This is a genomic window from Paraburkholderia sp. RAU6.4a (assembly GCF_050435625.1).
GTDB classification, from domain to species: domain Bacteria; phylum Pseudomonadota; class Gammaproteobacteria; order Burkholderiales; family Burkholderiaceae; genus Paraburkholderia; species Paraburkholderia tuberum.
Genome location: NZ_JBNDKQ010000003.1, coordinates 765457 through 778118 on the forward strand (window position 1 = coordinate 765457; position 12662 = coordinate 778118).

Consider the following 12662-nt stretch of genomic DNA (forward strand, 5'->3'; position numbering starts at 1 on the left):
AGCGCGCACCGCGCACCGCCCCCGCCCCGACCATTTCATGAGCATCCAAAGCCTCAACAGCAAACAGACCCAGCCGCTCGCCATCACGCGAAAGCTGGCGCTATACGCCGCGCAAGCTCGGTACGCGATGCTTCCTGAGAATGTGCGGCTTGAAGCATCGCGTGCCTTCTTGAACTGGATGGGATGCGCGTTGGGGGGGAGCCGAGAACCAGCGGTTCAGCTCGCGGCCGCGACGGCGGCTGACCTCGGCGGCAGCCCGCAGGCATCCATCATCGGGCATGCGCACCGTACCGACATTGCGAGTGCGGCGTTCGTCAATTGCATCAGTTCGAGCGTACTCGGGTTCGACGACGCCCATCTTCCGACAGTGGCACACCCCAGCGGCCCGGTCAGCTCCGCGGTGTTTGCGTGGAGCGAAAAGAATGCCGTGCCCGGTGACGCTTTCCTGGCTGCTCTGGCGTTGGGCATCGAGATCACCTGCAGGCTGAGCAACGTCCTCGTCCTGCCCCCGTCGAAGTTCAATGTGGGCTTCTACGTCACGGGGCTGACCGCCCCGATTGGGGCGGCGGTTGCGGTCGGTAATCTTCTTCAACTCGATGAGGAGAAGATGAACTGGGCCATCAGCATCGCAGCTTCGCAATCAGGCGGCTTCCGGGCAACACAAGGCACGATGACGGCACATTTCCGCCCTGGCCATGCCGCCCGCAGTGGAGTCTGGGCGGCTCTTCTCGCCCAGAGGGGCTTCACCGGCAACGAGTTCGCTCTGGAGGCAGACAAGGGTTTCGTCGACGTGTTCTCCGAAGACGCCGATCTCGAGAGAGCCGTGGACAGGCTCGGGGAGCATCACGAACTGCTGAACAACGCTTACAAGCCCTACCCATGTGGCATCGTCATCCATCCCACGCTCGATGCCTGCCTTGACCTCCATGGCCAGTACGGTGAAGGAGTCGTGCCGATGCGTGCGAAGCTACGAGTCCACCCGCTCGCCCTGTCGCTGTGCGGCATCAGGGAACCGACTACGACCCTCGAATCGCTCAACAGCATCTATCACTGGGCTGCGGCGGCGCTCGCCCGCGGTCGTGCCGGTGTCCCTGAAATGCTGCCCGACTGCATCGCAGATCCGCGTGTAGCACAGCTTCGTTCGCGAATCGAGGTGGTCACGGACCCCGGCGTCGGGAGTGGACAGGCCGAAGCGGAGGTGGCGCTTGCAGACGGACGCACCCTGCAGGCACGCGTCATGCATGCTCGGGGCAGCAGGATGCGTCCGATGACCGACGAGGATCTTGACGCGAAGTTCAGGTCCCAAGCCGGCCTGGTTCTCCCGGCCGCGAGGGTCGAGAATTTGCGCGACCTGTGCCACGGTACGGCCTCGCTGCGCAGTGTCGGTCGCGAGATCGCGGCCGTACTGAGTGGGCCCTGAACAAATCGCGAAGGCCTGTGCTGAAGATCGAACAGATAATCGCCGAGCTGGATGACGATCTCCCGGCGGTAGGGCGATGATATCTAGAGTATATCGGCATCGATCCGTTGCCCCATTTCCTGAAACTCGCTCAACTTGCGCGACATCCACTGCACGTTGGAAGACGCGGTGAATCGCACTCCAGGAAAGGGACGTGGACCGCCGACGCTCGCCGAAAATCGCCTCCGTGCTCGCCGGATATTGCCCAGCGAAGGAGGCGCGGATAGCTGCCTTTCGCGAAATAGTGTCTTGATAAAAATAGGAATTATCGCCCTGCCCCAAAGCGCACTAGACTCAACGATAGGGTGACAGCGAAGCTGCCAGCCGCGACGTAAAACAGAAACAACTCCGGAGTTGGTCATCATGAAATCGCTCATCCAGGTCGTCGTGATTGGCGCCGCCCTATCGGCGCCGATCGTTTCGTTCGCGCAGTCGAGCGCGCCGCTCACGCGTGCCCAAGTGAAAGCCGAAGTTGTGGAACTTGAAAAGATGGGATATCCCCCTGCCTCGGCCAATGACTTCAACTATCCGCAGATCACCCAGGCAGCCGAAGCGCGCGTCGCGGCGAATAGCGGTAACGGCGTTAGCGGCGAGGCTGCAACGGGTTTCGGTGGCGCGGTCGATCATTCGAACATATCGGGGTCTCCGGCAGGCAAGGACAGCACCCATTCGCCTTACCTCGGCTACTAATTTCCGGATCGGGCAGGCTGCCGCGCGCGCCATCCTGCAACGACCCCGGTTTACCTTTCCCTTACGCCCTCTGGTGATCGCGCCCTCCAAGTGATGGCACGATCGCGGGGCGATTTGAAGCGATCAAGCAGGAGACATTAAAGGCTGGTTGCTCGCAAGCGATGCCCTCGCGTGGCCGCACACGCCCAAAGCACACGTCTTTCGCATAGTGCTGAACCGCCGCGCTAGAATTGTCGCTCCCTGTCTCTTCCCTCCGCATAATCGGAACCCATCGGCCGCTATATGATTTGCCCGCAATCCGTTGGCGTCCGTGATCACTTGCCCCGTTCCGGTTGTTCTGGCGTCGGGACGTTAAATTACCGGGAAGCTGTCTGGGTGGTATCGTCATGCCACACGACCGCATCGTCCACGGCGTATAGGCGGCACGATTGGTGGCTCTCTTTCTGACAGCCGGCGAGTGCGATCGACATCGGGTCATCGCCGCCTTCGGCCCACGACCAAGCGCCCGAATTCGAGACTGCGAACGCGCGGCTAGAATACTGTTTTAGAAAATCCCGATAGGCAGCGCGACCGCTTTCGTCGACATAGGGCACCGCCGACACGGTATCGAGTGGCGCATAGCCGCTCGGCCGCGGCGCCTGCTGCTCGGAGACCTCATACTCGACGGCCGTCGGCATGCCGACTTGCGCGAGGAACGCCTTGACCCGCGGCCACCAGATCTGTACGCCGTCGCGATCGCCTACGAGCCGGTGCGCGTCGTTCTTGTAGTTGCCGAAATTGAACATCTGCGCCTTTGCGCCATCCACGGTAAATGCCGTGAACATTTCGTCGGCAAGCGGGCCTGGCCAAACTGAATCGTTTGCACCGTAAAGCCAGAGCGAAGGCAGGCGGACGTGTTCGCCGTATGTGCCGAACGCCTGTGTGAGGATTTTCTGCCAGCCGCTGCATTCGTCCTGACGGAGGCCGCCCGAGAAGTTGATGAGTCCGCGCACACCAGGCGCGCTAACGGCATCGCGTGCGCCGTAGGCGATTGTGGTGAGGCCGCCGTGCGACGTGCCGGCAATCACGATGTGTGTCTTGTCGACGTACGATTGTTCGCTCATGTAGGCAACGACTGCCGCGACATCGTCCGCCTGTGCGTAGCCGTTGGCTTCGACGTTGCAGCCGTTGCGCGCATATTCACCGCCGGAGTCCGCAAAGCCGCGTCGATTCGGCACGGCGACGATATACCCATGCCGCACGAATTCACGCGCCAGTGCGAGCGGGCGGCTGCGTGGCTGATTGCGCGGAGCGCCGGGAAGTTTTCCGTGGTTGAACACGATCATCGGGAACGGTCCTGCTCCAACGGGTTTAAACACCGTGGTCTCCAGCGTGACGTCGGCCGAGGGAATGCCGATGACTGTTTCGTTGAGTGTGTCAGGAACTGAAGGAAGTGAGGCGTCGGCATCACTGCTTCGCCTCTCGCCGAATGCTGTGCCCGAAAGACTGGCTCCCTGCCGAACACCGCCTTTTGGTTCGGCATGCGCGAAGGTATGCATCGCGCAGAGCGCACAAAACACGCTGAATCCGACTATTAGACAAGTTCTGGTTCCCATCACATCCCAACCGCTTCGTGACTTAAACACCCGATGACATGTCAGCCCGTTCTGAAGTCAAATAAATCAACTCGCTGCGTCGAAAGCAGAAAGGTGACTGAACTTCAAGAATCACTGACGGAAATAAAGCATGGATTCAACAACCATCCGCGAGGCATGGAGCTCGCTAAGGCGCTCTAAATCGAATTCCTGATCGACGACCGGTTCGTATGTACGATCTCTCGATCTCATATATGAACTACATACTATGCCGTACGTGTGCAAGCGCCATTAGGGTTTTCGCCCAGTCACTTGGAACGTTGGCATCTGTCGGAGACACTGTGCGTGGCGATTCGCGTGGACGACCGGGGCGCGTGGCTCACGATGCTGGTAGCGAAACATCACATGAAATGGTCGCAGCGGAGAGCGCCCATTCGACATGCCTCAACGGCGTCGCGAAATTCTGATTGAGGACAATCGCTGACCGATTGCAAGACCGTCAGGCTTTACGGTGCCGTGTCTCCGATACGTCCTCGAAGGAACGAGAGTCGGTGGAGACCGAAATCAACCACGCGAAGTAATTGATATCAACAGCGGCATCGTCGGGTGCGCGGTGCACCCGGCTATCAGCTACCGCAGCCAAGACGTGGCTAATGCGCTGGGCAGCCGAACGGTCTCACTGCACGGTAGGGGCAGAGTTGCAGTTTTGAACGGGCAGATTTGGCCCCGTCGTATGTCGGCGCTTCAAATTGCCGGATCGCGCCACGGCAATGAGTCGAGCCGGTGCCAGTAGACGCGCCGACCAATGGACAGATACGTCACGATGCGGTAGGCCGCGTGCCGGAAGGTGGATTCACTGGCAATCAGTTTCTGTGCACGGATATGGCACTGCTCCGGATAGGCGTGCAACGGCGTCGGAGCACTTCGGAAAGTGCAATCCCACCCGTTCGAACGAGGCCATGCGCGCGCCGCCCCGGACATGCCAGGACAGACGATGGCGTGTCGCCCGGTTCCTGAGCCGACTCGCCGCAGCATTTCGGGAAGAAGTTCCGTGGGGCGCAACGTTCCTTCCTCTGTGCCATGCTGCCGAACACCAAGCTGCATCTGGCGGCGGATACGGCAGGCAGGCCTTCGACCGACCGAACCGAAAGACGCGTCCACGACATCTCGTGTGCGAAGAAACTCGTCGAGCATTTGCGCGGCAAGTTCCTCATTGCAGAGAAGCGCATCGATTCCGATCCATTCATTGCACGGAGTTTGCTCAACTTGCGACAAACTTCTCATTCGTTGGTTTCGAGCTGCAAGCGGGGACGCCTCTACAGCCAGACGCTGTAGCGCATACGCGATCGGGTCGAACGCTTCCTCGGCGTACCAAGCATTTTCGTCGGGTCCCAATTCGTCATGAAGAACTCGCGGAAGCTGCATCGAGTTCGCGTCCCTGCCTGTGCGTTGTGGCCATCCTTGGAAATGTGCATACAGCCTAATACTTGTAGACGCCTTGGCCGGTTTTGCGACCCAGTCGTCCCGCCGCTACCAGTTCGCGCAGCAGCGGACACGCGCGGTATTTGGAGTCGCCGAAATCTTTCAAATACACGTCCATTACCGAAAGACACACGTCAAGTCCGACCATGTCCGCAAGCGCGAGCGGTCCGATAGGGTGATTGGCACCAAGCTTCATACCCGCGTCGATTTCCTCCGCTGTGGCAACGCCTTCGGCGAGCACGAAGAAGGCCTCATTGATCATCGGCACGAGGATGCGATTGACCACGAAGCCAGGCGAATTCGTGACGGCGATCGGCGTCTTTCCCAGCCGGACGGCCAGTTCGCGCACGGCATCCGCAGCGGCTGCACTCGTTTGCAGACCGCGGATAATCTCGACCAGCGGCATCAGCGGTACCGGGTTAAAGAAGTGCATGCCGATAAAGCGTGACGAGTCGGCGAGCACTGCACCCAGAGAAGTAATCGAGATCGAAGACGTGTTCGACGCGATGATCGCATCGGGGCGAGCCATCAACTCGGTCTGTTTCAGAATCTGGATCTTCAGATCGATTTTTTCGGTCGCGGCCTCGATGACTATGTCCGCAGCGGCAAGATGCTGATAGTCGGTCGATGTTTCGATGCGCGCAAGCGCGGCGTCACGGGTAGCGGCGTCGAGCTTCTGCTTGTCCACGAGGCGTCCGAGGCTCGATGTCAATGTGGACATCCCCTTCCCAAGCGCGGTATCGGTGACATCAATCATGGTTACGTTGAGTCCGGCAACGGCAGCCATCTGCGCGATGCCGCTGCCCATCGTCCCGGCACCGATCACAGCCAAAGTTTCAATTGCCATAATTTGCTCCGCGTACGCTCAGATAAGGCTTTCGAAGATGGCAGCGATTCCTTGACCGCCGCCGATGCACATGGTGACGAGCGCGTAGCGTCCGTTGATACGTTGCAGTTCGTGCAGCGCTTTGACGGTGATCAGCGCGCCAGTTGCGCCAATCGGATGACCGAGCGAAATGCCTGAACCGTTCGGATTCACTTTGGCGGGATCGAGTCCGAGCTCTTGCGTCACCGCGCAAGCCTGGGCTGCGAACGCCTCGTTCGCTTCGATCACGTCGAGCTCGCCGATAGATAGGCCAGCTCGCTGCAATGCGATGCGCGTCGCCGGCACAGGGCCGATGCCCATGTACTGCGGGTCGACGCCCGCGTGCGCATAGGCGACAAGACGCGCCGTCGGCGTGACTCCGCGTCGCTCAGCCACTTCGCGGGACATCAGCAGGACTGCCGCAGCCGCATCGTTGATGCCCGACGCGTTGCCTGCGGTCACGGTACCGTTCTCCTGCGCGAAGACGGGCCGCAGCTTCGTAAAGTCATCGAGCGTCGCGTTGTCGCGGAGGTGTTCATCGGTATCAAACACGACCTCACGGCCCTTGACGGTTCGTGCCATCGGTACGATCTGGCTCTTGAAGCGGCCTTCCGCAATTGCCCGCTCTGCGCGGCGGTGCGATTCCAGAGCAAGTGCGTCCTGCTGCTCACGCGAGATACCGTACTTGCGCGCGACGTTCTCGGCGGTCACGCCCATCGGCACGGCATGGAACGGGTCGTTCAACGCACCCAGCATCATGTCGACGAGACGCGCGTCGCCCATGCGCGAGCCGAAGCGCGCGGTAGTCGAAATGTACGGCGCGCGGCTCATGTTTTCCGCGCCGCCACCGATTGCCACGTCTGCATCGCCGAGCATGACGGTTTGCGCCGCGGATATGATCGCCTGCAGGCCTGAACCACACAGGCGGTTGACATTGAAGGCCGGCGTGGACTCGGGAATGCCAGCATCGATTGCCGCGACGCGCGAAAGGTACAGGTCTTTGGGTTCGGTGGCAATCACGTTGCCGAACACGACGTGGCCGACTTCCTTGGCCTCGACTTCCGTGCGCGCAAGCAGTTCGCGCAAGACGGTCGAGCCCAACTCGGTGGGCGCAAAGTCCTTCAGGCTGCCACCGAATTTGCCGATCGCAGTACGCACGCCCCCGACCACCACTACTTCTCTGCTCATGGATATTCCCTCACAGTTGATGCGTCTTATGGCAGGCGGAATTGCGCCCGTCGCGGTTCACATATTCGGATAGTTCGGGCCGCCACCGCCTTCCGGCGTGACCCACACGATGTTCTGCGTCGGGTCCTTGATGTCGCAGGTTTTGCAGTGCACGCAGTTTTGCGCGTTGATCTGCAGGCGGTCTTCGTCCTGATCGTCCTTCACGAACTCATAGACTCCCGCCGGACAGAAGCGCGTTTCTGGGCCCGCATACGTTTGAAGGTTGATACGGACCGGCACCGTGATGTCTTTCAGTGTCAGGTGCGCTGGCTGGTTCTCCTCGTGGTTCGTATTGGAAATGAACACCGAGGAGAGACGATCGAACGTCAGCTTGCCGTCTGGCTTCGGATACGTGATTGGTTTGCACTGCGAAGCCGGCTTCAGCATCTCGTGATCGGAATGCTGGTGATGCAGCGTCCAGGGCACGTTGCCGCCGAGCAGCTTCTGCTCGAGACCGACCATCAGCGTGCCGAGGTAGAGACCCTTGCTCATCCACTGCTTGAAGTTACGCGCGCGATACAGTTCGGTGTACAGCCACGACGTCTTGAAGGTTTCCGGATAAGCGCTCAACTCGTCGGCCTGACGGCCGGCCTGCACGGCGTCGAACGCGGCGTCGGCTGCGAGCATGCCGGTCTTGATCGCCGCATGCGAACCCTTGATGCGCGACGCGTTCAGGAAGCCCGCGTCGTCGCCGACCAGCGCGCCACCCGGGAACACCAGCTTCGGCAGCGACAGCAGGCCGCCGGCGGTGATCGCGCGCGCGCCATACGACACGCGCTTGCCGCCTTCGAGGATCGCGCGGATCGCCGAATGCGTCTTGTAGCGCTGGAATTCCTCGAACGGCGACAGATACGGATTCGAGTAGCCGAGACCGACCACGAAACCCACCACCACCTGGCTGTTGTCCATGTGATAGAGGAACGAGCCGCCGTACGTATCGTTTTCGAGCGGCCAGCCGACCGTGTGCATCACCAGACCCGGCTTGTGATTCGCTGGATCGATTTCCCACAGTTCCTTGATGCCGATGCCGTAGACCTGCGGACCGACGCCTTCGCGCAGTTTGAATTTATCGTTCAGCTGACGCCCGAGATGGCCGCGCGCGCCTTCGCAGAACAGCGTGTACTTCGCGTGCAGCTCCATGCCGAGCTGGAAGTTTTCGGTCGGCTCGCCGTCCTTGCCGATACCCAGATTGCCAGTGGCGACGCCTTTCACGAAGCCATCGTCGTTGTACAGGATTTCAGCAGCCGGAAAGCCCGGGAAGATTTCCACGCCCAGTGCCTCAGCCTCCTGGCCCAGCCAGCGCGTCACGTTTGCGAGGCTGATTACGTAGTTGCCGTGGTTCTTGAAGTTGTCCGGCAGCGCCCAGGTCGGCACGCTCTTCGAACCCGTTTCGGTCAGGAAGAGAAACCTGTCTTCGGTCACGTCCACCGTAAGCGGCGCGCCTTTTTCCTTCCAGTCCGGAATCAGTTCGGTGATCGCGCGCGGGTCCATCACCGCGCCCGACAGGATATGCGCCCCGATCTCCGAGCCTTTTTCCAGTACGCACACGCCAAGCTCGACGCCTTGTTCGGCCGCCAGCTGTTTCAGGCGGATCGCTGCGGACAGACCGGCCGGGCCGCCGCCGACGATCACGACGTCGTATTCCATCGACTCGCGCGGGCCATATTCCTCGGTCAATCGTCGCGACTGTTCTACTCGCAGGTTTTCCGTCATCCCTAGGCTCCGGCGTTCAGAATTGATCTTCTGACAACGCCAGCACACCCTCGTTGCCCTTCGCATTGACGATCGCCACTTCGAGCGCCGCCGCCTGCGGCAGCACATGCTCGGCGTAAAACCGCGCGGTCGCGATCTTCGCGTCATGGAACGCGGGATCCTCGTCGCGCCTGGCCGCCGCGGCAAGCTGCGCACGCGCCATCTGCCAGCCGCCAAGCACAATGCCCGCGAGCTTCAGATACGGCACGCTGCCCGCGAACACCGCATTCGGATCGCCCTTCGCGTTCGCAACGACGAAATCGACGACCGCGCCCAGCGCGCGTTGGCCCTGCGCGAGCTGCGTCTTCATCGACGCGAAGGCCGCGCCCTGCTGCGCGCCAAGCGCTTCCACCGTTTCGGCGACACCAGCGAGCAGTTCCTTCGCAATCTTGCCGCCGTCGCGCAGCGTCTTGCGACCGATCAGGTCGTTGGCCTGGATCGCGGTCGTGCCTTCGTAGATCGGCAGAATGCGCGCATCGCGGTAGTACTGCGCGGCGCCGGTTTCTTCGATGAAGCCCATGCCGCCGTGCACCTGCACGCCGAGGCTCGTCACGTCGATCGACAGCTCCGTGCTCCAGCCCTTCACGATCGGCACCAGGTATTCGTAGATCGCCTGATGCTTCGCGCGCGTCGCGTCGTCCGGATGACGATGCGCGAGATCGCAATGCGAGGCTGCGACATACGCGAGCGCGCGCGACGCCTCGGTGAGGCTGCGCATCGTCGACAGCATGCGGCGCACGTCCGGGTGCTGGATGATCGCGACCGACTGCTTCGCGGAGCCATCGACGGGACGGCCCTGCATGCGCTCCTTCGCATACGCGACCGCCTTCTGATACGCGCGATCCGAGATCGCGACGCCTTGCATTCCGACCGCGAAACGAGCGGCGTTCATCATAATGAACATGTATTCGAGGCCGCGATTCTCTTCGCCGATCAGCTGACCGATCGCGCCGCCGTGATCGCCGAACTGCAGCACCGCGGTCGGGCTCGCCTTGATGCCGAGCTTGTGCTCGATCGACACGCAATGCACATCGTTGCGCTCGCCGAGCGAGCCGTCCTCGTTGACGAGGAACTTCGGCACGAGGAACAGCGAAATGCCCTTCACGCCTTCCGGCGCGTTCGGCGTACGCGCAAGGACGAGATGGACGATGTTCTTCGCCATGTCGTGCTCGCCCCACGTAATGAAAATCTTGGTGCCGAACAGCTTGAACGAACCGTCGCCCTGCGGCTCGGCGCGCGTGCGCACGAGCGCGAGATCGGAACCGGCCTGCGGCTCGGTCAGGTTCATCGTGCCGGTCCACTCGCCGGAGATCAGCTTCGGCACGCAGGTCTGTTTTTGCGTTTCGGTGCCGGCGGTCAACAGCGCTTCGATCGCGCCGTCGGTCAACATCGGGCACAGCGCAAAGGACAGATTGGACGCGTTGAGCATTTCGATGCAAGGCGTCCCGATCAGCCTCGGCAGTCCCTGCCCTTCATAGTCGAGCGGATGCTGCACGCCCTGCCAGCCGCCCTCGGCGAACTGGCGGAACGCGTCTTTGAAACCTGGCGTCGCGGTGACGACACCATCCTTCCACGTGCTCGGATTGCAATCGCCGTCGACGTTCAGCGGCGCGAGCACTTCGCCGCATAGTTTCGCCGACTCGTCGAGCACGGCCTGCGCGGTGTCGAGACTCGCGTCTTCAAATCCGGGCAGTTTCGCGATTTCTGCGAGTCCGCTCAATTCGTTGAGCACGAACATCATTTCTTTAACGGGTGCGATGTAACTCATGGTGGCTCTTTCAATCAAGCGGTCAATGTCAAACTGCCACTGCGCCGGAAAGAAAAAATCAGGCCGTGACTCGACCAGCCGATCGTATCGGCATCTGCATGTGAGCAGGCTGACCAACGCTGCCTACTTAGTGACAAATCTGGCCACTACGAGTCAGGTTTCGCGTGAGTTAGTCGGCGCTTGATTGAGCCGGGAAAGGACGGCGATACATTCCCGGTGTGCTGCCGGTCCAGTGGCGGAATGCGCGATGAAACGCGCTGGGATCGTCGAATCCAATGTCACCGGCGATGACTGCGATGGAGTCCTGCGTGTCAGTCAGCCGCTGGATAGCGATGTCGCGCCTAAGCTCGTCCTTGAGCGACTGAAACGTCGTCTCTTCGGCGGACAAACGCCTACACAGCGTCCGCACGGAGCAATGCACGCTTTTCGCGGCTTGCTGGATGGTCGGCAGATCAGGCAGTTCTCCGGCAAGATACTGTCTGATGCGATCGCTGACAATCTGCTCGCTAAACGACCCGAAGATCCATTCACCTGGAGAACGGGCGAGAAACTTGCGAAAGTTGCGTTTCCTTTGCCGAATCGGCATGTCGAGAAATCCAGCGCTGAAGCGCATCAGCGTGGCATCACAGGCGAAGCTCGTCCGGCCCGAGAAGAAGTATCGGTAATCCATGGCATGGACTGGTTGAGAACACGCGAAGTCGACGTTCAACAGAGGAATCTTCTGGCCGATCAACCAAGAAGATACGCCGTGCGCTAGCTTGAGCATCAACTCCTGCCCAAGCGGCCCAATGCTTCCGTAAGCAGAGTTGGGCCGCAGTGCTACTTCTGCGACCAGGCCGCTGCGATGCGACTCCAAACGGAAATCGTCGAGGACAATGTGAAAAAACTGGCCGAAACGGTGCAACGCCGTCTCGAGGCTAGATGCGTCCAGGAGACTAAGACAAAGAAACTTCAACGTGCCGCTGCGAAGCGGACGACTGAAGATACCTGGCATTTCATCGTCTAGTTCGATGGCGAGCATGCGATACAGCATCGAAAACTGTTCCTCAGTCACGCGGGCGCCTGGCTGGCCGCGCAGTTCAGGCGTGATGCTCGCCTTATGAAGATAGTGACGTACGATATCTGGCTTTGCGCCAGCGGAGTCTAGAAGACCATTCACGAGTGAGATCGGGACAGTTGCACTTGGAGCTTGCATTCTCTCGCCTGGTTCCAGTGTTGGCTAAATCGCGATAAACCGGGTAACGTTATACACGACGATGTCAGGCCAACATTCCTGCAGCCGTTAGTGGGGCAGCACATTCTGCCGGATTCCGCTCGCATGCAGGTTGATGACCAGCCTGCTTGCATCCAGCCGGTCCGTCTTGGCGCGCTGCTTCTGGCGTTCAGCGGGGAGGCTCGCGGGATCGATGAGATAACATTCGATCCCGCGAGCCTGCAAGGCGCGATAAATCCAGAACGCGTGCTGGCCGGCCTCGTAGCTTACGACGATCCGTAGATCGGCCGGCAACGCCCACTTCTGCCTGTGCTGTTCAATCAGGGACAGCACCGCCTGCAGACGGGATGCGGACTGTGGCTGCGTGACCGCATGCACGGCTGGCTGATCGCGGCGGCCATCATGCAGCGCAACGTTCCACTTCGCCATTGCCAGCTCGAGCGACGACGCCGGTACAACTTTCTCGGCGCATGGTCTGGAGACCCGTCCCATCGCGAAGAGTGCCGTGGACTTTGAAAGGTCATAACTGGTGAAGGGACCACCGAGGTAGTACTTTGGTGTTTCGCCATTGTAATTAACCTTGCCCGCGGTATAGATAAACGAAGCGCCCACCGCAAATACCGGAGTCCCAT

9 protein-coding genes and 1 pseudogene are annotated in these 12662 nt (G+C 60.7%); 2 read left to right on the forward strand and 8 right to left on the reverse strand.

Annotation, left to right across the window (positions count from 1 at the left end; translation table 11 throughout):
* The first annotated feature begins 37 nt into the window (after positions 1-37).
* Both OKW40_RS28035 and OKW40_RS28040 read left to right on the forward strand, forming a co-directional pair.
* Positions 38-1420, forward strand: a complete 1383-nt coding sequence (locus OKW40_RS28035) for an MmgE/PrpD family protein (protein ID WP_429492782.1) — start codon at positions 38-40, stop codon at positions 1418-1420.
* Positions 1421-1822: 402 nt separating this feature from the next.
* The gene (locus OKW40_RS28040) at positions 1823-2149 is read left to right on the forward strand and encodes a DUF4148 domain-containing protein (protein ID WP_429492784.1); all 327 of its coding nucleotides are present in this window, start codon (positions 1823-1825) and stop codon (positions 2147-2149) included.
* Between the two features lie 356 nt (positions 2150-2505).
* On the opposite strand, the gene OKW40_RS28045 is transcribed toward OKW40_RS28040, so the two are convergent.
* From OKW40_RS28045 to OKW40_RS28080, 8 genes and pseudogenes are all read right to left on the reverse strand, one after another.
* Positions 2506-3744: a dienelactone hydrolase family protein gene (locus tag OKW40_RS28045; protein WP_429492786.1), complete on the reverse strand. Its 1239-nt coding sequence runs from the start codon at positions 3742-3744 to the stop codon at positions 2506-2508.
* A gap of 723 nt (positions 3745-4467) precedes the next feature.
* Positions 4468-5148 (reverse strand): hypothetical protein, encoded by a 681-nt coding sequence (locus OKW40_RS28050; protein WP_429492787.1) that lies wholly within the window; start codon positions 5146-5148, stop codon positions 4468-4470.
* A gap of 55 nt (positions 5149-5203) precedes the next feature.
* Positions 5204-6052, reverse strand: a complete 849-nt coding sequence (locus tag OKW40_RS28055) for a 3-hydroxybutyryl-CoA dehydrogenase (RefSeq protein WP_429492789.1) — start codon at positions 6050-6052, stop codon at positions 5204-5206.
* An 18-nt stretch (positions 6053-6070) separates the two neighbouring features.
* Positions 6071-7258, reverse strand: coding sequence for a beta-ketothiolase BktB (bktB, locus tag OKW40_RS28060; protein WP_429492791.1), 1188 nt, complete (start codon positions 7256-7258; stop codon positions 6071-6073).
* Between the two features lie 57 nt (positions 7259-7315).
* Positions 7316-9010, reverse strand: coding sequence for an electron transfer flavoprotein-ubiquinone oxidoreductase (locus tag OKW40_RS28065; RefSeq protein WP_429492793.1), 1695 nt, complete (start codon positions 9008-9010; stop codon positions 7316-7318).
* Between the two features lie 16 nt (positions 9011-9026).
* Positions 9027-10817, reverse strand: a complete 1791-nt coding sequence (locus OKW40_RS28070; protein WP_429492795.1) for an acyl-CoA dehydrogenase — start codon at positions 10815-10817, stop codon at positions 9027-9029.
* Between the two features lie 169 nt (positions 10818-10986).
* Positions 10987-12012 carry an AraC family transcriptional regulator ligand-binding domain-containing protein gene (locus OKW40_RS28075; RefSeq protein WP_429492797.1) on the reverse strand — a complete coding sequence of 342 codons (1026 nt, stop codon included), beginning with the start codon at positions 12010-12012 and terminating at the stop codon, positions 10987-10989.
* A gap of 120 nt (positions 12013-12132) precedes the next feature.
* Positions 12133-12522 (reverse strand): annotated as a pseudogene (locus OKW40_RS28080) (IS110 family transposase); the annotation flags it as partial.
* Positions 12523-12662: the final 140 nt, after the last annotated feature.